The organism is Mesorhizobium sp. WSM4807 (genome assembly GCF_055811615.1).
Map to the genome: position 1 here is coordinate 23,295 of NZ_JBVVQY010000011.1, position 19,105 is coordinate 42,399.

At 62.7% G+C, this 19,105-nt stretch carries 21 protein-coding genes and 1 tRNA gene; 6 read left to right on the forward strand and 16 right to left on the reverse strand.

Translation table 11 applies throughout. The features are described from left to right. Positions 1-52: 52 nt before the first annotated feature. The 3 genes from coaBC to ubiE all read right to left on the reverse strand — a co-directional run bounded on the left by coaBC (position 53) and on the right by ubiE (position 3,939). Entirely contained in the window at positions 53-1,507 is a 1,455-nt protein-coding gene (gene coaBC / locus AC0L3N_RS16260; RefSeq protein ID WP_473548556.1) for a bifunctional phosphopantothenoylcysteine decarboxylase/phosphopantothenate--cysteine ligase CoaBC, read from the reverse strand. Between the two features lie 67 nt (positions 1,508-1,574). After that, positions 1,575-3,149, reverse strand: coding sequence for a 2-polyprenylphenol 6-hydroxylase (ubiB, locus tag AC0L3N_RS16265; RefSeq protein ID WP_473548558.1), 1,575 nt, complete (start codon positions 3,147-3,149; stop codon positions 1,575-1,577). 13 nt (positions 3,150-3,162) lie between these two features. Beyond that, positions 3,163-3,939, reverse strand: a complete 777-nt coding sequence (gene ubiE, locus AC0L3N_RS16270) for a bifunctional demethylmenaquinone methyltransferase/2-methoxy-6-polyprenyl-1,4-benzoquinol methylase UbiE (protein ID WP_473548559.1) — start codon at positions 3,937-3,939, stop codon at positions 3,163-3,165. A gap of 148 nt (positions 3,940-4,087) precedes the next feature. Here ubiE and AC0L3N_RS16275 point away from each other — a divergent pair, with 148 nt between their 5' ends. The 3 genes from AC0L3N_RS16275 (at position 4,088) to AC0L3N_RS16285 (ending at position 6,502) form a co-directional block, all read left to right on the forward strand. Then, on the forward strand, positions 4,088-5,062 hold the full coding sequence (locus AC0L3N_RS16275; protein WP_473548561.1) for an adenosine deaminase: 975 nt from the start codon (positions 4,088-4,090) through the stop codon (positions 5,060-5,062). 139 nt (positions 5,063-5,201) lie between these two features. Beyond that, the gene (gene upp / locus AC0L3N_RS16280; protein WP_123151264.1) at positions 5,202-5,831 is read left to right on the forward strand and encodes a uracil phosphoribosyltransferase; all 630 of its coding nucleotides are present in this window, start codon (positions 5,202-5,204) and stop codon (positions 5,829-5,831) included. 107 nt (positions 5,832-5,938) lie between these two features. Further along, a complete protein-coding gene (locus tag AC0L3N_RS16285; protein ID WP_473487988.1) occupies positions 5,939-6,502 on the forward strand; it encodes a TIGR02281 family clan AA aspartic protease in 564 nt (187 codons plus the stop codon). Here the strand turns inward: AC0L3N_RS16285 and deoA are convergent, their stop codons facing one another. The 6 genes from deoA to AC0L3N_RS16315 form a co-directional block, all read right to left on the reverse strand. Then, entirely contained in the window at positions 6,503-7,822 is a 1,320-nt protein-coding gene (deoA, locus tag AC0L3N_RS16290; protein ID WP_473548562.1) for a thymidine phosphorylase, read from the reverse strand. After that, positions 7,822-8,640 (reverse strand): purine-nucleoside phosphorylase, encoded by an 819-nt coding sequence (locus AC0L3N_RS16295; RefSeq protein WP_473548563.1) that lies wholly within the window; start codon positions 8,638-8,640, stop codon positions 7,822-7,824. The genes deoA and AC0L3N_RS16295 overlap by 1 nt, the downstream gene beginning before the upstream one ends. A gap of 31 nt (positions 8,641-8,671) precedes the next feature. Further along, positions 8,672-9,064 carry a cytidine deaminase gene (gene cdd / locus AC0L3N_RS16300; RefSeq protein ID WP_473548564.1) on the reverse strand — a complete coding sequence of 131 codons (393 nt, stop codon included), beginning with the start codon at positions 9,062-9,064 and terminating at the stop codon, positions 8,672-8,674. A gap of 118 nt (positions 9,065-9,182) precedes the next feature. Then, the gene (locus tag AC0L3N_RS16305; protein ID WP_473548565.1) at positions 9,183-10,154 is read right to left on the reverse strand and encodes an ABC transporter permease; all 972 of its coding nucleotides are present in this window, start codon (positions 10,152-10,154) and stop codon (positions 9,183-9,185) included. A 1-nt stretch (position 10,155) separates the two neighbouring features. Continuing rightward, positions 10,156-11,295: an ABC transporter permease gene (locus AC0L3N_RS16310; RefSeq protein ID WP_473548566.1), complete on the reverse strand. Its 1,140-nt coding sequence runs from the start codon at positions 11,293-11,295 to the stop codon at positions 10,156-10,158. Further along, complete coding sequence (locus AC0L3N_RS16315; RefSeq protein ID WP_473548567.1) at positions 11,292-12,824, reverse strand: ABC transporter ATP-binding protein; 1,533 nt, start codon at positions 12,822-12,824, stop codon at positions 11,292-11,294. Before AC0L3N_RS16315 ends, AC0L3N_RS16310 begins: the two co-directional genes overlap by 4 nt. Before the next feature lie 166 nt (positions 12,825-12,990). Here AC0L3N_RS16315 and AC0L3N_RS16320 point away from each other — a divergent pair, with 166 nt between their 5' ends. Then, positions 12,991-13,200, forward strand: coding sequence for a SlyX family protein (locus AC0L3N_RS16320; RefSeq protein ID WP_473548568.1), 210 nt, complete (start codon positions 12,991-12,993; stop codon positions 13,198-13,200). Between the two features lie 67 nt (positions 13,201-13,267). On the opposite strand, the gene AC0L3N_RS16325 is transcribed toward AC0L3N_RS16320, so the two are convergent. The 3 genes from AC0L3N_RS16325 to AC0L3N_RS16335 all read right to left on the reverse strand — a co-directional run bounded on the left by AC0L3N_RS16325 (position 13,268) and on the right by AC0L3N_RS16335 (position 15,526). After that, complete coding sequence (locus AC0L3N_RS16325; RefSeq protein ID WP_473548569.1) at positions 13,268-14,257, reverse strand: BMP family lipoprotein; 990 nt, start codon at positions 14,255-14,257, stop codon at positions 13,268-13,270. Between the two features lie 207 nt (positions 14,258-14,464). Beyond that, positions 14,465-15,127 (reverse strand): peptide-methionine (S)-S-oxide reductase MsrA, encoded by a 663-nt coding sequence (gene msrA / locus AC0L3N_RS16330; protein ID WP_473548571.1) that lies wholly within the window; start codon positions 15,125-15,127, stop codon positions 14,465-14,467. Positions 15,128-15,208: 81 nt separating this feature from the next. After that, entirely contained in the window at positions 15,209-15,526 is a 318-nt protein-coding gene (locus AC0L3N_RS16335) for a hypothetical protein (protein WP_473548572.1), read from the reverse strand. 409 nt (positions 15,527-15,935) lie between these two features. Between AC0L3N_RS16335 and AC0L3N_RS16340 the strand changes: the two genes are divergently transcribed. Then, positions 15,936-16,025 (forward strand) — tRNA-Ser (locus tag AC0L3N_RS16340). A gap of 78 nt (positions 16,026-16,103) precedes the next feature. Here the strand turns inward: AC0L3N_RS16340 and AC0L3N_RS16345 are convergent. Then, entirely contained in the window at positions 16,104-16,544 is a 441-nt protein-coding gene (locus AC0L3N_RS16345) for a hypothetical protein (RefSeq protein WP_473548573.1), read from the reverse strand. Positions 16,545-16,957: 413 nt separating this feature from the next. On the opposite strand from AC0L3N_RS16345, the gene AC0L3N_RS16350 reads away from it, so the two are divergent. Beyond that, positions 16,958-17,605, forward strand: a complete 648-nt coding sequence (locus tag AC0L3N_RS16350; RefSeq protein WP_473548575.1) for a TIGR02391 family protein — start codon at positions 16,958-16,960, stop codon at positions 17,603-17,605. Between the two features lie 29 nt (positions 17,606-17,634). Here AC0L3N_RS16350 and AC0L3N_RS16355 read toward each other — a convergent pair whose 3' ends face one another. The 3 genes from AC0L3N_RS16355 to AC0L3N_RS16365 all read right to left on the reverse strand — a co-directional run bounded on the left by AC0L3N_RS16355 (position 17,635) and on the right by AC0L3N_RS16365 (position 19,098). Next, positions 17,635-17,985: a hypothetical protein gene (locus AC0L3N_RS16355; RefSeq protein ID WP_473548577.1), complete on the reverse strand. Its 351-nt coding sequence runs from the start codon at positions 17,983-17,985 to the stop codon at positions 17,635-17,637. Between the two features lie 92 nt (positions 17,986-18,077). Further along, entirely contained in the window at positions 18,078-18,272 is a 195-nt protein-coding gene (locus AC0L3N_RS16360; protein WP_473548579.1) for a hypothetical protein, read from the reverse strand. A 259-nt stretch (positions 18,273-18,531) separates the two neighbouring features. Then, the gene (locus tag AC0L3N_RS16365; protein WP_473548580.1) at positions 18,532-19,098 is read right to left on the reverse strand and encodes a ribosome modulation factor; all 567 of its coding nucleotides are present in this window, start codon (positions 19,096-19,098) and stop codon (positions 18,532-18,534) included. Positions 19,099-19,105: the final 7 nt, after the last annotated feature.

Here is a 19,105-nt window from a genome sequence, read left to right on the forward strand (position 1 = left end):
GGCCTGCCCTCTTTGCCACCACTTGGCATCTCCCCCACAAGGGGGAGATTGACTAGACGACGATCGTCTTCAGCCGCTCCGCTATCAGTGCGGCGAGCCGCGTCGCCACCTCGTCCTTGCTCATCTCGGGCCATTCGTCGACACCGGCCTTCGAGACGATCCGCACCTTGTTGCGGTCGCCGCCCATCACCCCACTTTCGTGGGACACGTCGTTTGCGACGATGAAATCGGCGCCCTTTTTCCTGAGCTTGGCCTCGGCGTTCCTGACGAGATCCTGCGTCTCGGCGGCGAAGCCGACGACCAGGCCGGGCCGCTTCCTGTGATGACCGACACCGGCAAGAATGTCAGGGTTTTCGACCATCTGCAGCGCCGGCGGCCCCTCGCCCGCCACCTTCTTGATCTTCTCGTCGGCCGAAGTCTCGCTGCGCCAGTCGGCAACCGCAGCGACGAATACGGCCGCGTCCGCCGGCAAAAGCTGTTCGACCGCGTCCTTCATATCGTTCGCGGTTTCGACATGCTGCGTGGTGACACCAGCGGGATCGGCAATGCCAACCGGACCGGAGACGAGGCGCACATCGGCGCCCAGCCTTGCCAGCGCCGCCGCGATGGCATGGCCCTGTTTGCCGGAAGAACGGTTGGCGATGTAGCGCACCGGGTCGATCGGCTCATGCGTCGGCCCAGAGGTGACGATGATCTTCCTGCCTGCCAGCGGCTTCGGCCTGACATCGAGCAGCGCCCCGATCGCGGCAACGATTTCCAGCGGCTCGGCCATACGGCCTTCGCCCGCCTCATTGCTCTCGGCCATCTCACCCTTTGCCGGGCCGACGAATGCGACGCCATCCTTCTGCAACGTCGCGCGGTTGCGCCGGGTCGCCGGATGCGACCACATTTTCGGGTTCATGGCGGGCGCCATCAAAACCGGCTTGTCGGTGGCGATAAGCACGGTCGAGCCGAGGTCGTTGGCATGGCCGTTGGCAAGCTTCGCCATCAGGTCGGCGGTGGCCGGCGCCACGACGACAAGGTCGGCCTCGCGCGACAGGCGGATGTGGCCGACATCGTGCTCGTCATTGCGGTCGAACAAATCGGTGAAGACGTGGTCGGCCGACAGCGCTCCGGCTGACAGCGTGGTGACGAATTCCTGCGCCGCAGCGGTCATCACCACGCGCACGACGGCATCGCGCTCACGCAGCCGGCGGATCAGGTCGAGCGCCTTGTAGGCGGCAATGCCGCCGCCGATGATCAGCAGGATTCGCTTGCCGGAGAGGGTGCCTCGCGGGATCTGGCTGGACACGGCGGCAACTGGCGCTGCCGGACCGTGCGAGCCTGTCAATTCGCGGAGGGTTTTCTCGATCTGGTCGATGCGGCCGACCGGACCGAGCTGCCCTTCGACCGCCGCCCGGATCATAACCCGCGCTTGTTCTTCCATCGACCGGTCATTCTCTGCCGCCAATCGGCGCAGCAGGTCCTTGACCTCGTCATCAAGGTTGCGAATGGTGATGCTGGCCATATGATCGCATTTTTGCTGATAACGTTGAATGCAATGATAGCAATGCAATCAATTCAGGGCAAGCCGGCTAGAAAATCCGCCACGCGATAAAGACCAGCGTCAGCGCGATCACCCACAGAGCCAGCCGGCCGGATCTGCTATAGCGGGCCTCGGCCTTGCCGATGGCGTGCGCCGTCCTTTCATCGAAACGCAGCCCGTGTTCGGCCATCAGATCGATCTCGCGCGACAGCCGCTCGGTGCGGGCGGCGAGGTCCGGCGCCTGGCGGGCCAGTGCCAGCAGTGCGTTGGTGCCGTCGCGTGCGTCGGCCAGCAGAGCACGCGGGCCGAGATTGCCTGATATCCAGCCTCCGACCACCGGTTCGGACGTCTTCCACATGTTGAAGGCCGGGTCGAGCGTGCGGGCGACGCCTTCGACCACCACCATGGTCTTCTGCAGCAGCACCAGTTCGGAGCGCGTCGCCATATCGAAGAGGTCAGTCACCTCGAACAGGAGCGCCAAGAGCTTGGCCATCGAGATGGTCTCGGCCGGCTGGCCGTGGATCGGCTCGCCGATCGCCCGGATCGCCTGGGCGAACGCAGCGACATTATGCCGGCGCGGCACGTAGCCGGCCTCGAAATGCACTTCGGCGACGCGCAGATAGTCACGGGTGATGAAGCCGTAGAGGATTTCGGCGAGAAAACGGCGCTCCTTCTTGCCGAGCCGGCCGGCTATGCCGAGATCGACAGCGACGATGGTGCCATTGGGCTCGACGAACAGGTTTCCCGGATGCATGTCGGCGTGGAAAAAACCGTCACGCAGCGTATGGCGCAGGAACGACTGGACCAGATTGGCGGCGATCGCCTTCAGATCGTGGCCGGCGGCAGCGAGGCCGGCAATGTCGTTCAGCTTGATGCCGTCGACCCATTCCATGGTCAGCACATCGCGACCAGTGCGTTCCCAATCGACTGTCGGCACGCGAAAGCCGGGATCATCCTTGGTGTTCTCTCCGAGCTCCGAAAGCGCTGCCGCCTCGAGCCTCAGATCCATTTCGATCTTGGTGGTCTGCGCCAGCGTCTCGGTCACTTCGACCGGCCGCAGCCGGCGCGACGACGGGATGTATTTTTCCTGGAGACGGGCAGCGAGAAAATAGCTTTCGAGATCGCGAAAGAAGCGGCGGCGCACGCCCGGCCGGATGACCTTCACCGCCACCCGCGAACCGACGCCGTTCTCCAGGGTTTCCGCGAAATGGACCTGAGCGATCGAAGCCGCGGCAACGGCCTCGCCGAAACTGGCGTAGAGTTCGCCGACCTTGCGCCCGAGCGAAGCTTCTATCGCCGCAATGGCGTCGGCCTGCGGAAAGGTCTGCATCTTGTCCTGCAGCATGGCGAGATCGAGCGCTATGTCGTTGCCGACGACATCGGGCCGGGTCGCCAGGAACTGGCCGAGCTTGACATAGGATGGGCCGAGCCGGACGACGGCCTTGGCCAGCCGGTCGCCACGCTCATAGGCAAGCGCGCGGCGGCGGGTGAACAGCCGCGCCATCCGCCAGCCGAGTTTCGGCAGACCGAAGAGCTCGTCGCCCGGCAGCGCCGCGACGACGCCTTCGCGGACCAGCACCCAGCCGGCCCGCACGAGCCTGAAACCAGCGCCGACACTGCTCATGACTGCGCTCGCCTCAAAGCTTCCAGCCCGAATGAAGCGCAGCTATGCCGCCGGAATAATTGCGAAAGGAAGCGCGCTCGAAACCGGCGCGGGAAATCATCGCCGCAAAATTCTGCTGATTGGGAAATTTGCGGATCGATTCGACCAAGTAGGAATAGGGCTCGCCGTCGCCGGTCACTGCCTTGCCGATCCTGGGGATGGCATTGAACGACCACGCCTCATAGACCTTGTCGAGCAGCGGCATGTCAACCTCGGAAAATTCGAGGCAGAGGAAGCGCCCGCCGGGTTTCAGCACGCGATAGGCTTCGGCAAGCGCCACATCGATGCGCGGCACGTTGCGAATGCCGAAAGCGATCGTATAGGCATCGAATGTGGCCTCAGTGAAAGGCAGCTCCTCAGCATTGGCTTCCACGAAATCGGTAATTGCCGTCAGGCCCTTTTTTTCGGCCCGGTCGCGGCCGACCGCGAGCATCGAGCCGTTGATGTCGAGAACCGTGGCATGGGCGTTCCTGCCGCTCGCCTCGACGATGCGGAAGGCGATGTCGCCGGTGCCGCCGGCAACGTCGAGAACGCTCCAGCCCGGTCGTTTCGGTGGATTGAGCCATGTGACCATGGCGTCCTTCCACAGCCGGTGCAGCCCGGCCGACATCAGGTCGTTCATCAGATCGTAGCGGTTCGCCACCTTGTGGAAAACGTCATTGACCAGGGACTGCTTCTCGCCTGCCCCTACCCGCTTGAAACCATAGGAGGTTTCCATGCCGCCAACGGCCGTGGTTCTCTCTACCGACATTATTTTTGATCCGCCATAAAACCGGCGGGACCATAGCCGATCGATGATGCCGACGCTATTGTTTAAGGCGCGGTGTTCGGCCGCGCTTCCCGGTCGTGGAATCATGCTTATGGGTGCGCGACCTGGACTGACCTGACGGGATGACTGCATGCCTTTGAAAGCGGAACTGCACTGCCATATCGAAGGGGCAGCGGCGCCCGAACTCGTCGTCCGCCAGGCGCAGAAATACGGCAAGGACACCTCGCCCTACATTCAGGACGGCTCTTTCGTCTGGCACGATTTCACCTCCTTCCTCGCCGCCTATGACTTCTCCTCCGACCTGTTCCGCACGGAAGAGGACTATGCGCGGCTGGCCGATCATTACCTGACCAGCCTCGCCCGCGACGGCGCCATCTATTCCGAGATCTTCACCTCGCCGGACCACGCCGGCAAGGCCGGCCTGTCGGCCAAGGCCTATACGGACGCGCTCGGCGAAGGCATGGCGCGCGCCAAGGCCAAGACCGGCATCGAGGGCCGCATGATCGTCACCGGCGTGCGCAACGCCGGCGTCGAATCGATCGAGCAGGCGGCGCGCTTCGCCGCCCGCTGCGGGCATCCGCTGGTCACCGGCTTCGGCGTCGCCGGCGACGAGCGGATGGGCGACCTGGAGGATTATGTCAGGGCTTTCGAAATCGCGCGCGAGGCCGGCCTCGGCATCACCGTCCATGCCGGCGAACTGATGGGCTGGGAGAGTGTCAAGGCCGCACTCGATCACATCCGCCCCTCCCGCATCGGCCATGGCGTGCGCGCCATCGAGAACCCCGACCTTGTCCGGCGCATCGCCGACGAAGGCGTCGTGCTCGAATGCTGTCCCAGCTCCAATATCGCGCTGAAGGTCTTCGACAGTTTCGCCGATCACCCTTTTCCGGCACTGCAGGCGGCAGGCTGCAAGGTGACGCTAAACTCCGACGATCCGCCCTATTTCTGGACGTCGCTGAAGCGCGAATACGACATTGCCGCCGAGCATTTTTCCATCAACGACAAGGCGCTCGCCGCCGTCACCAGAACCGCCATCGAGGCCGCCTTCGTCGACAGGAAGACCAAGGCAATGCTGCTGGGCCGGCTCGACGTCAAGGGCAGGTGAATGGTGAATGGTGAATGGTGAATGGTTCACCCGGCGCTTCGGTCCGTCAACCGCGAGTTTTTCCGCTGAACCAAGGACTCGCAAACCTATTCACTATTCACTATTCACCATTCACTAACTGCGCAGCTAGGAGAACACCATGCAGGGCGTCACCGTCGTCGACCACCCGCTTGTCCAGCACAAGCTGACCATCATGCGCAAGAAGGAAACCTCGACGGCCGGCTTCCGGCGGCTGCTGCGCGAGATCTCGCTGCTGCTCGGCTACGAGGTCACCCGCAACCTCGAGCTGACGACGACGACGATCGAAACGCCGATCGAGACGATGGAAGCGCCGACACTGGAGGGCAAGAAGCTGGTCTTCGCCTCGGTGCTGCGCGCCGGCAACGGCTTGCTCGAAGGCCTGCTCGACCTGGTGCCGGCGGCGCGCGTCGCCCATATCGGTCTCTACCGCGATCATGAGACGCTGGAAGCGGTCGAGTATTTCTTCAAGGCGCCGAGCGATCTCGCCGACCGGCTGGTGATTGTCGTCGACCCGATGCTGGCGACCGCCAACTCGGCGATCGCGGCGATCGACAAGCTGAAAGGGCGCGGCGCCACCAACATCCGCTTCCTCTGTCTGCTGGCGGCGCCAGAGGGCCTCGAGCGCTTCACCAAGGCGCATCCCGATGTCCCGGTCTTCACCGCTTCCATCGACCGGCAGCTTAACGAGAAGGGCTACATCATGCCCGGTCTCGGCGACGCCGGCGATCGTCTGTACGGGACCAAATGACCGTGCCACTCGTTTACCGATCGTTTACGCAAACGGCCGCTTTCCGCATCTGTTAAAGCCGCAAACACCATGTGGCTATAAGCATGGGCCTTCACGAAGGCCGGTCCATGCTGCGCAATCTTCTCATCCTTGGCGTGTTCGCCGTAACATCGGCGTCGTTCCCGATGCTCTATCAGTCGAATCCGCAGATGTTCGAAGGCCTGCTGAAATCGGCGGTCGGGGCCAGGCCGGAGGTCGAAACGCAAACGGACCTGAACCTGGCTGCGGTTCCCGACAGGCCGGCGACGCCGCAGCCGCTCGGCCGCAAGGTCGTGGTCACCGCCGACGCGCGCGGGCATTTCACGTCGGCGTTCAAGCTCAACGGTCGAACGGTCGACGGCATGATCGACACCGGCGCAACGCTCGTCGCCATCAACAGTTCGACGGCACGCAGGATCGGCATTTCGCTGAACGCGTTGGACTTCAAACACCAGGTCAACACCGCCAACGGCGCGATCAAAGCTGCCCTGGTGACCGTCGATCGGCTGCAGATCGGCAAGATCACAGTGGACGGCGTTCAGGCGGTGGTGCTCGACGACAAGGCGCTGCGCACCAATTTGATCGGCCTGAGTTTTCTCCAGCGGCTTGAAAAGTACCAGGTCGAAAACGGCGCGCTGCTGCTCGTCCAGTGATCAACCGCGCGGCAGGATCCGCCGGATGACGGTTTTTTCCGCAGGCGGCTTCGAAGCGCCGATCGCATAGGCCGAAAGCACGGCGGCGGCGGCCGCTTCGGCATCCCCCGCATTGCGGGCATGGACCAGCGCCAGCGCCTCACCGGCGCGCACCTCCGCGCCGACCGGCAACAGCCTGGTGATGCCGACCGCATAGTCGATCCTGTCGTCCGGCCGTATGCGCCCGCCGCCAAGCCCGACGACGGCGAGCCCGATGTCGCGGGTGGCGATGCCGGTGACGAAGCCGTTTTCGGTCGCCTTGACCGCGAACTCCGTCGCCGCCTTCGGCAGGTATTTTTCCGGGTTCTCGACGAAGTCGGCCGGACCGCCGAGCGCCGCCACCATGCGCGCGAAGACGGCGGCGGCACCGCCGCCGGCAAGCGTCTCGGCGGCGCGCCGCATGCCGTCCTGGTTGGACGACACCAGCCCGGCCGACTGCAGCATGTCTGCGGCCAGTGCCAGCGTCACATCCTCCAGTCGCCGGTCGCGGAAGCGGCCGGTGAGGAAATCGACGGCATTGCGCACCTCGACCGCGTTGCCGGCTGCCGACGCCAACGGCTCGTTCATCCCGGTGACCAGTGCCGAGGTCTTCAGGCCGGCGCCATTGGCGACTTCGACCAGGCTGTTCGCCAGTGTCGTTGCGTCGCGCGACTTTTCCATGAAGGCGCCGTTGCCGACCTTTACGTCGAGCACCAGCGACTGCAGGCCGGCGGCCAGCTTCTTCGACAGGATCGAGGCGGTGATCAGCGGCACCGATTCGACGGTTCCCGTCACGTCGCGGATTGCATAGAGCCTGCGATCGGCGGGCGCGAGATCGGCGGTCTGGCCGATGATGGCGCAGCCGGCTTCGACCACCGCCTTGCGGAAGCCCGCAACATCCGGCTGGCTGACATAGCCTGATATGGCATCCATCTTGTCCAGCGTGCCGCCGGTATGGCCGAGGCCGCGGCCGGAAATCATCGGCACATAGGCGCCGCAGGCGGCGACGATCGGCGCCACCATCAGCGAGACATTGTCGCCGACGCCGCCTGTCGAATGCTTATCGGTGACCGGGCCCGGCAGGTCCGACCAATCGAGCACGTCGCCGGAATCGCGCATGGCCAGCGTCAGCGCCACCGCCTCGTCGCGGCTCATGCCGTTGAAGAACACCGCCATGGCGAACGCCCCGACCTGCCCGTCCGAGACGGTGCCGGCGGTCACGCCTTCGATGAAGCTGGCAATCTCCTGCGTCGACAGCTTGTGGCCGTCGCGCTTGCTGCGGATGATTTCCTGGGGAAGCATCAGGCCGGGACCTTACGCTCCGGCAAGCCGTCCTGGAACATACGCTGGAGGATCGTCGCCAGCCGCGCGCCGCCGACCGGCGCCATGTCCTTGGTCTCCTGGTGCGAAAGCTCCGCCCCGGTCATCCCTGCGGCAAGGTTGGTGATGACCGAGCAGGCGGCGACGCGCAGGCCTAGGAAACGGGCGAGAATGACCTCCGGCACGGTCGACATGCCGACGGCATTGGCGCCCATGACGCGCGCCATGCGGATCTCGGCGGGGGTCTCGAAGCACGGCCCGGAAAACCACATATAGACGCCCTTGTGGAGCGCGGTGTCCGTCGCCATCGCGGCCGTCTCGATCGCCGCGCGAAGGCCGGCGTCATAGGCTTCGGTCAGGCCGACGAAGCGGCGGTCGCTCGGCTCGCCGATCAGCGGATTGGAGCCGGAGAAATTGATGTGGTCGGTGATCAGCATTACCGAGCCCGGCCCCATGCCCGGATCGACCGAGCCGGCGGCATTGGTGAGGATCAGTTGCGAGATGCCGAGGCCGGCGAGCACCTCCAGCGCCGGCCGCATCGCAGCCGCGTTGCCATGCTCGTAATAATGCGCGCGGCCGGACAGCATCAGCACTGGCGCGCCGGCAAAACGTCCCGCCACCACCTCGCCGGCATGGCCTGTGACGCCGCTTCTGGGAAAACCCGGCAATTCGGCATAGGGAATCCGGACAGCGTCCTCGACCTGGTCGACAAGCCCGCCAAGACCCGAACCCAGCACCAGCGCGGTGGCGGGCGCCAGCCCGTCCAGCCTTTCGACGAGACGATCAAGCGCTTCCTTCATTTCGGCCAACTCTTCATTTCAACCAAGCTCTTCATTTCAACATGTCGCCCTGGAAGCCGTAGGGCAGCATCTCGCCCATGGTCACGGTCTCGACCACGCCGCCATTGTCACAGAGATAGAGTTTGGTTTCCGGCCTGCAGAATTCGGCCAGCCGCTGCCGGCAGCCGCCGCACGGCGAGCATTTCGCCATGCGCTTGGCGATCACCGCGATCTCCGTGATCCGGCCGCCGCCGCCCATGATGTAGTGGCCGAGCGCGGTGGTTTCGGCGCACCAGCCTTCCGGATAGGAAGCGACCTCGATGTTGGCCCCGGCAAAGACGCGGCCGTCCTCGGTGCGCAGTGCCGCCCCGACAGGAAACTTCGAATAGGGCGCATAGGCCTTGGCCATGGCGGCCTTGGCCGCTTCGAACAGATCATGCGACATTGTTTTTCCCTCGCATGATCTTGTCCGAAAACCGGCTTCCACTTTTCGGGATCATGCTCATATTTTCCTTTTCGCATGGCCCGATCCGAAAACCGGCATCCACTTTTCGGGACCATGCTCAGCGTTCCTTGACATAGGGCACGCCGCCGGCGCGCGGCGGGATAGCCTTGCCGATGAAGCCGGCGAGCAGGATGACGGTGAGGATATAGGGCAGCGCCTGCATGAGCTGTACCGGCACCTTGCCGATCAGCGGCAGCGGCGTGCCCTGCAGGCGGATCGACAGCGCGTCGAGGAAGCCGAACAACAGGCAGGCGAACATGGCGTTGACCGGCTTCCACTTGGCGAAGATCAGCGCGGCCAGCGCGATATAACCCTTGCCGGCGGTCATGTCCTTCACGAAGCCGCCATTCTGCACCATCGACAGATAGGCGCCGGCAATGCCAGTGAGCACGCCTGTGCAGATCAGCGCCCGGTAGCGCAGCCAGGCGACCGAGATACCGGCGGTGTCGACCGCGGCCGGGTTCTCACCAACCGCGCGCATGCGCAAGCCGAAGCGGGTACGGAACAGCACCCACCAGGTGAACGGCACGGCGAGAAACGCGACATAGACCAGCACGGAATGGCCGGAAATGAGTTCCGAATATATCGGGCCGAGGATCGGCACGCTCCTGAGCGCGTCCGCACCGGGCCAGATGATTGCCCCGAACCGCTCATCCGAGGCCAGAGCCGGCGTACGTCCACCTTGCTGGAACCAGGCCTGGCCGAGCATGATCGTCGATCCGGCGGCGATGAAATTGATCGCCACGCCGGAGACGATCTGGTTGCCGCGATGGGTGATCGAGGCAAAGCCGTGGACCAGCGCGAAAGCGACCGAGATGAGAATGGCCATGCCGAGGCCGATATAGGCGGAATGGAAGACGGAGGCTGCGGAGGCGCCGGCGAAGGCGCCGACCAGCATCTTGCCCTCGAGCCCGATGTCGAAAATGCCGGCCCGCTCCGAATAAAGGCCGGCGAGGCAGGCGAGCAGCAAGGGCACCGACAGGCGGATGGTCGAGTCCAGAACCTGGATGACGGCGTTGAACAAATCCATCTCAGGCCCCCTTCCCCTTGATCGCTTCCATGCCGACAGATCTCGGGCTGAGCGAGGCGAACAGCGCCTGGACATAGGGCCGGAACATGTGCTCGAGCGCGCCGGCGAACAGGATGACCAGGCCCTGGATGATGACGATCATGTCGCGGCTGATCGCCGGCATCTCGAAGGCGAGCTCGGCGCCGCCCTGGTAGAGCATGCCGAATAATATTGCGGCGAGAACGATGCCGACCGGGTGCAGGCGCCCCATCAGCGCCACGGCGATGCCGACGAATCCGGCGCCCGAAACGAATTCGAGCGCGACATTGTGCTGGTCACCCATCGTCGGGTTGAGCGCCATCATGCCGGCGAGCGCGCCCGAAATCATCATGGCGACGATGATGATGCGGGTCTCCGAAATGCCGGCATAGCGCGCCGCTTTCGAGCTGTGGCCGTAGGTGCGCATCTCGTAACCGAGCCTGGTGCGCCAGATCAGCATCCAGACCAGAAAGGCCATGGCCAGCGCCAGCAGGAAGCTGATGTTGAACGGCGCCGAGCGGATCTTGGCGCCGAACAACTCGATGACCCAGTTGAGCTTCGGCAGTTGCGCGCCTTCGAGGAAGGTGCGTGTCTGCGGCGCCATCGAATTGGCCGGCTTCAAGAATCCGACCAGTGCGTAGACCATGACGCTGGCGGCGATGAAGTTGAACATGATGGTGGTGATGACGATGTGCGAGCCGCGCTTAGCCTGCAGATAGGCTGGGATCAGCGCCCACAGCGCCCCCATCGCCGCAGCGGCGATGATCGCCAGCGGGAAGGTGAGCCACCATGGCAGCACGCTGTCGAAGGCCAGGCAGACGATGCCGATGCCGAGACCGGCGATATAGCCCTGGCCCTCGCCACCGATGTTGAACAGGCCGCAATGCGCCGCAACCGCCACCGACAGGCCGCTGAAGATGAAGGTGGTGGCGTAGAAAAGCGTGAACCCAATGCCTTGCCCACGGCCGAAGGCGCCCTCGACCAGGACGGCGGCAGCGCGGAACGGATTTTCGCCAACCAGTAGCACGACGAAGCCGGCGACGACGAAGGCAACGGCGAGATTGATCACCGGGATCAGCCCGTAATCCGCCCAGGCCGGCAGCTTGGCATAAGGCGTACTCATTCCGCCGCCTCCCGGTGCTCGACGCCGGCCATCAGCAGTCCAAGCTCGCCTTCGGTCGCCTCCGGGCCGCGCTCGCCGACGATGCGGCCGGCAAACATCACCAGGATGCGGTCGGAAAGCGAGCGGATCTCGTCGAGCTCGACCGATACCACCAGCACCGCCTTGCCCTGGTCGCGCATGGCAATGAGCCGCTTGTGGATGAATTCGATGGCGCCGACGTCGACGCCGCGCGTCGGCTGGCCGACGATCAGCACACCCGGATCCTGTTCCATTTCCCGCGCCAGCACGATCTTCTGCTGGTTGCCGCCGGAGAAATTCGCGGTCTTGAGCCGGCAGTCCGTCGGGCGGATGTCGTATTTGGTGATCTTGTCCCTGGCGTCGTCGCGGATGGCATCGATGTCGAGGAACGGCCCCCAGAGGTAGCGCGGATCGTCGTGATAGCCGAGGATCGAATTCTCGTTTTCCTCGAAGGCCAGCACCAGCCCGACATGATGACGGTCTTCCGGCACATGGGCGAGACCCCGATCGCGCAGTTCGCCGGGATCGGCGGCCCCGGTGAGATCGATCGGTTTGCCGTCGAGCATGACTGAGCCCGAGACGGCGCGCCTGATGCCGGAAATCGCCTCGAGCATTTCGGATTGTCCGTTGCCGGCGACGCCGGCGATGCCGACGATCTCGCCGGCGCGCACATCGAAGGAGACGTCGTCGACCATGGTGACGCCGCGCGAATCCTTCACCGTCAGGTTCTTGACCGCGAGCTTGACGCCACCGGCTTCCGCCTCGCCCTTCTCGACCCTGAGCAGCACGCGGCGCCCGACCATCAGCTCGGCCAATTCCTCGACGGTGGTCTTCCTGGTTTCGCGTGTCGCCACCATCGTGCCCTGGCGCATGACCGAGACCGTGTCGGTGATCGCCATGATCTCGCGCAGCTTGTGGGTGATCAGCACGATCGTTTTACCCTGCTCCTTCAGCTGCTTGAGGATGCGGAACAGATGGTCGGCCTCAGCCGGGGTGAGGACGCCTGTCGGCTCGTCGAGGATCAGGATCTCGGCGCCGCGATACAGCGCCTTGAGGATTTCGACACGCTGCTGCAGGCCGACCGGCAACTCCTCGATGATCGCATCGGGATCGACCTCGAGCCCGTATTCGCGCTCGAGCCGTTCCAGCTCCGACCGCGCCTTGGCAATGCTCTTCTTCAGCAGCGCATCGCTTTCGGCGCCGAGAATGACGTTTTCCAGCACGGTGAAATTGTCGACCAGCATGAAATGCTGGTGCACCATGCCGATGCCGAGCGCGATGGCGTCGTTTGGCGACTTGATCGACGCCGGCTGGCCGCCGACGCGGATCTCGCCGCTGTCGGCCTGGTAGAAACCATAGAGGATCGACATCAGCGTCGACTTGCCGGCGCCGTTCTCGCCGACAATGCCGTGGATGGTGCCGCGCACGATCTCCAGATTGATGTCGCGGTTGGCGCGCACGGCGCCAAAACTCTTGTCAATGCCGATCAGCTCGATTGCGGCTTGCGCCATGCAGCCTGTCCCACTCTTATTTTTTTATCGCTTGGTCAAAACGCCTAGCATGACGCCCCGTCTGTGCCAATCGGCCGGAGCAGCGTTCACTCTCGACAAATCACCGCTCGCTTGTCAATTTCGAACGTGGCCGCAGCCTGCACAATCGCCTGATCGAGGATTTCAAATGACCATGCCCGCCGACCGGCTGACGACGCTGGAAATCCGCGCCGCCGAACAGGAGAAGACCATCGAGGAACTGTCCGACCAGATCGCCGAGCAGTGGAAGGTGATCGAGCGTATGCAGCGCAAGCTCGATGCGCTGAGCGACCGTTTTCTGGCCCTGGAGGAACAGGCTGCACCCGACGTACCGGTGACCAAGCCGCCGCATTGGTGAGCCTACGGAGAAAGCAAAGCCGCCGGGTTTTCACCCGGCGGCTTCGATCAGATCGGCAATCTCGCGATCAATAGGGGCAGGAATTGTCCGACATGTAGTCGTGCACCTTGATTGTACCGGCGATGATGTCGGCCTTGGCCTTTTCGACCGCCGCCTTCATCGCGTCGTCGACAAGCGTCTTGTTGTTGTCGTCCATGGCGTAGTCGACACCGCCTTCCTTGAGGCCGAGATCGTTGATGCCGCCGGTGAACTTGTCGTTCTTGGCGTCCATGAAGGTGTTGTAGACGGCAACGTCGACGCGCTTGACCATGGAGGTCAGCACCTTGCCGGGCTGCAGTCCGTTCTGGTTGGAATCGACGCCGATGCCGAGCTTGCCGGCGTCGGCCGCTGCCTGCAGCACGCCGACACCGGTGCCGCCTGCCGCTGCGTAGATCACGTCTGCGCCCTGGTCGATCTGCGTCTTAGCGATTTCGCCGCCCTTCGCCGGATCGTTCCAGGCTGCCGGCGTGTCGCCGGTCATGTTCTGGATGACATCGGTCGCGCCGGCCGCCTTGGCGCCACCGACATAACCGCAACCGAATCGGCGGATCAGCGGAATGTCCATGCCGCCGATGAAACCGACCTTCTTCGACTTCGAGGCCATCGCCGCCATCACGCCGACGAGGTAGGACCCTTCCTGCTCCTTGTAGACGAGGGAGCGGACATTGGGCTTGTCGACGACCATGTCGATGATGGCGAATTTGGTCTCGGGAAACTCGACAGCGATCTTCTCCAGCGCGTCCGCCCAGGAAAAGCCCGCCATGACGATCGGGTTGCGGCCATCCTCGGCGAAACGGCGCAGCGCCTGCTCGCGCTGGGTCGCGTTGCTGACCTCGAATTCCACATAAGCGATGCCGGTTTCGGTCTTGAACTTTTCGGCGCCTTCATAGGACGCTTCGTTGAACGACTTGTCGAACTTGCCGCCGAGATCGTAGAGAAGTGCTGGCTGAATGTCCGCGGCGAAGGCCGGAAGAACCATCGCAGTTGCGGCCAGGAGGCCGAGAACGATACGTTTCATGTGATCCACACCCTGTCGGTTATTTTTTCCGTTGTGCACCGCCTGCCTGCCCGGTTCTCCGGCAGGCATGCGACATCAGACAGGAGTGTCTTCCTCCCGCTTCAGGCCAATCTGGCACGGCCCGAAACAAAATTCACGCGGAATTTTGACCTTTGGAAAACGTGGCGCCGCATCCCGGCGCCACGGATCATCGTCTCGACAAAGGCCTCAAGCGGAGACGGCAGCCGGGATGGCGCAGGTGACGCCGGTGCCCTGCAGATTGCAATAGCCGTAGGGATTCTTCGCCAGATATTGCTGGTGGTCTTCCTCGGCGAAATAGAACTCCGGTGCCGGCGCGATCTCGGTGGTGATCTTGCCGCGGCCGGCGCCGCGCAACGAGGCCTCGTAGGCGTCGCGCGAGGCGATCGCCGCCTGGTATTGCGCATCACCGAACGTGTAGATCGCCGAGCGGTAGGTGGTGCCGACATCGTTGCCCTGGCGCATGCCTTGCGTCGGGTCGTGGCTTTCCCAGAACAGCTTCAGAAGCTGTGCATAGGAGACGATCTTCGGGTCGAAGACGACGAGCACGACTTCGGCATGGCCGGTAAGGCCGGTGCAGGTTTCCTGGTAAGTCGGGTTGGGGGTGACGCCGCCGGCATAGCCGACGGCCGTGACCCAGACACCCTCGACCTGCCAGAACAGGCGTTCGGCGCCCCAGAAGCAGCCCAGCCCGAACATCGCCGTCTCCAACTCCTCGGGATACGGCCCCTTGAGCGGCCGCTTCGAGACAAAGTGCTTGGATGCCGTCGGGATAGGCTTGGCGCGGCCCGGCAGCGCCTCGGCCGGCTTCGGCAGGTTGAGTTTCTTGTTCAGCATGTCGCTGAGAAACATGTGCGGTCTCCCTTTCTCTTTGTTTGGGGCTTTCTCTTCGCTTGGGGACGCCAGAAGGGCATCAACAACAAATCAACAAGTCTAGGCGAACCGCCCGGTCGGCCGCTCCCGCCTGTAGCCAATCAAGTAGAGAATGAAGGCAAGCACCGCAAACACGGCGAAACCGGGCTGGTTGAGCACCCAGGCGATGGCGCCGTCCCACAGCAGCGGACCAAGCTTGTCGCGGACGAAGCTTTCGAAGGCGCTTCGCGTATCCGGCGAGACGGCGAGCCAGCTCGTGTTGAGCGGGGTCATGACCAGCGCGGAGGCCGCCACCGAGCGCGTCGCGTCGATCACCGCCATGATGACGGAAACCGAAAGCGCAACCAGTGCCGCGAGACGGAAGACGGAGCGGAACATCCAGACCTTACCTCCCCGAAGCTTATCAGATGTCTGTATCGGCCTGATAAATAGGATCTGCGCGCCTTATCCGCAATCGCGACACGCGAAGTTGACCCTACGCCGCCGGCTTGCGCCGCTGCGGCGCCGGTCGGCAAAGACGCCGCCGCCGATCGCGGCGATCGGCTACCAGGGCAGCGCTGGCGGCATGGACAGGGCATCGCTGTCCGACAAAGCGAATAGAGTACCGTTATGTCTTGGCATTCGGCACCGGATCGACTAGATGAGCCCCGCACCTGTTGCTTTGACGGCTCAGGTGGGGAAGGGTGTCCGCTGGTTGACGGCGCCCACGGTGCGGAGTTCCGGACCGCAATCCCCAAGGGAGCCCCCAACCCGCGCGGTGAAACCGGCCGCAGCGAAATGCTAGAACGGAGAGGTGGCCGAGTGGTTGAAGGCGCACGCCTGGAAAGTGTGTTTACGGGAAACCGTAACGCGGGTTCGAATCCCGCTCTCTCCGCCAGATGCCCTTGACTTACTTGTATAATCTGTCGTTTTACATTTTCTACGTACAAAATAACGGACATCTCTATTAGCGTGCCTAATTTGGTTTTAATCTCGGCGCTGCTTTCACATGCAGTGCAAGCTTCTTGGCCTTTTCGATATCCCCTACCCGCAACTGAGGCGCGATGAACTTGAAGAGCGCCGAAACTTGCCTCAGCGCGTCCTCGGGTGTGTTAGCAGCTCTGGGTTCCACCAGTTGCTCAAAACCCAGCCTGTCAAGCGTGGTGGTTGCGATCTCGACCTCTGAGAAAAGGCTAGGGAAGACTCGCCTGTCCAAATATGGCTCTCGGGTCGCATGATCTATCCGAAGCGCTAAGGTCTGCAGATCGTCGGACAGTGCCTTTGCTTTGGCCTTCTTTCCCACGGGATGGCGGCCATCTAGTCGGCGCATAATCGCGTCTAGCCAGGCGCCGGCCGCTAGCCCCAAAACGCCGCCTGCGATCCACGGGAAAGCAGTAACACCGACCAGCTTTTCCAACCAATTTAACGCTGTTGTGACGGCCGCCCCTGGGGCAGAGAACCACCCTATATTTTCTAAGGCGTGGTCGAGGAATGGCTGAAAAAGCGCCGTAAGCACCAGCGCTACGCAGAATAGCAATAGCCAACGAAGTCCCCTCGCCATCCACAGGGCATACGTAGAACGGGAAGGATGTGGCGTCCTGAATTTAGCATGAGGCCCACCAGGCCTCTCTAGGCAGTCTTCTTGCATTCCTGCACCTTCCTGCGAGTATCGGCACGTCACGCGACACGAAAGCAACATGAGAGAGGGGCTGATCGTGTTGAAGTTGTCAGATTTCATTCCAGATGCCGAAGCTCTTATAGCCTTTGAGGCTGATGAGCTGGGTTTGCGGCTTCTTCCGTATTTGGCTCGATGGCCCAAGACACGAACTAATGCAGCTCAGCACGCTGATCATTTGGGTGAATGGTCTCCCGCAAGCACCAGCGCAAACTCCAGTTGGCGAGGGGACTTACCCTAAACGGTTCAAGCCAGCTATCGAGGAAGCCCTTCGAGAAGCGTGGGCGTGGCTGGCGGGATCTGCACTGTTAGTTCCTCACCCGGGCTACACCGAGTCGATAATGTCGCTGAGTCGACGCGCGAAAAAGCTTGCCACAGAACCTGCCGATCGAATGGCTCATGGAGGCCGCCGCGTCCCTAAAGATTCCTTGCATGAAAGTATGAGGGAAGATGTCTGGGCCCTTTACCACCGAGGGAAATACGACACTGCGGTGTTGGAAGCGATGAAGGCTGTTGAAGTTGAGGTGCGAATTGCTGCTGGCTCGCCAGCAAGCCTACTCGGGGTCAAGTTGATGCGCGCTGCATTCGCTTCGGAAAACGGCCCACTCTCCGATATGACGGTTGATGCGGGCGAGCGAGTTGCCAGGATGGAGTTATTCGCTGGGGCGATTGGCTCGTACAAGAACCCACAGTCGCACAGAAAGGTGGCGCTAGATGATCCCGACGAAGCGGCAGAGATCATTATGCTTGCAAACCACCTTCTACGAATCGTCGATGCGAGGGTGAAGAAAATCTACCCGTAAGAAAATGCTCTGGCCCTCATTTGGGCGTGTTAGATCCAAGGGTCCCGGCGCTGGTCGCCGGCCACAAGAACAAGGCCCAACAGCAAGCCTACAGCCGCGCCCAGCATGAAGGCGGACGACACCGTGCCAGGATTTTCTTGAACGACACCGGAAGCAGTAGATGCCCTTTTGCGAAGTGCTTCCGTTGTCCGAGACACGCTATCGGCGGCGCCCTCATACCAACCAGTGGCTTCCTCGACCACCTCTTCAGCGCGCTCCGCGAGCGTCCGATTGATCTTGTTGATCTCGCGCTTCAGTTGCGCAACTTGCTTCTCCAAGGCTTCCTGAGCTGCGCGCTGCGTCTCCGTCGGCGTTGCGTCTTCGTTTGGGTCGTCGGCCATTGTGATCTCCCTTGAGGGTGGGGCTCAACGGCCGCCGCATCACAAACAACCCGCCGCACATCGCTGATGCGCAGGCGTGCATGAGCGTGGCCCTACTGATGCCGCGCGAGCCGGTCCATGGGGGCGTTTGCTTCGGCCAACCTAGCCAGCGCTTGCTCGACTTTTTGAGCCGAGGCGTCAGTGCGCTTGATGTGCCGGATCACCTCCTGCCTCAGCCGCGCGAGCCTTTCGGCGCGATAAACGTCGCCGTATGTCGCAGTTTCTAGGTGGAGGGTCGCGAGCCTCATGGGCGACGATTCCAATTATCTAGCATTTCGAAGAGTGAGTTTGCCGCGCAGCAAACCGGCAGGATCGAATTGGCGTACGTGCCGAGCGTCGCGGTTTCGACCTTACGGTCCGCAGCTTCGGCATAGCTGACGCTGATCGCGAGGATAGCGATAGCAAGGTGGCTCGGGGGTAAGTAAGGTCGCGACATGCATCAAATTAGCACCGGCCCTTGATGGGCTTCCTCCATCGATCGGATGAAGCGGTCCCTATAATTAGCTATCACTTGACTAAGGTGCCGGCCGCTCCAGACTCATGGAATGGCGCGGGGAATTGGGATTGGAGATCTGGTGGCGATAGGACGATGAAAAAGAGGATTGCGAGAACGTAGATTACGGCCTTGTTGTCGGTGATCGGCTCAACCAACCAGTGGTCATCTCCATAGCGGTTGCGCTTAAGCCAACCGCGCTCCCATCTGTCACGGGCCTTCTTGCTTCGATATGGATTTGCCGCAACAGGTTGGCCCGCGTGTCTCGCCCGATAGCCAGCCTCGTATTCCGCCGAAAAGTTGTGTCGACTGGTATTGAGCATCGCGATGCTCACCTTATCGAAATGGGTGCTGGTCTCCTCATCGTAGGAATATACGCCGTAGCCTGTCACTGGAGACAGAGACTCGTGTGCGGCGAGGGGCTTGGAGCGGCCCGCGCGCCTGTCTTGGAACTGCTTCAGCTGCCGTGCGATTTCAGCATCCGCCGCATCGCCGTGAATTTCACGCTGCTTCGCTATCCAATCAGTCCCGAATAGTTCGCCTGCAATCTGGATATTCGATTTAGTTTCCCCTTGCGGCATCGATTCC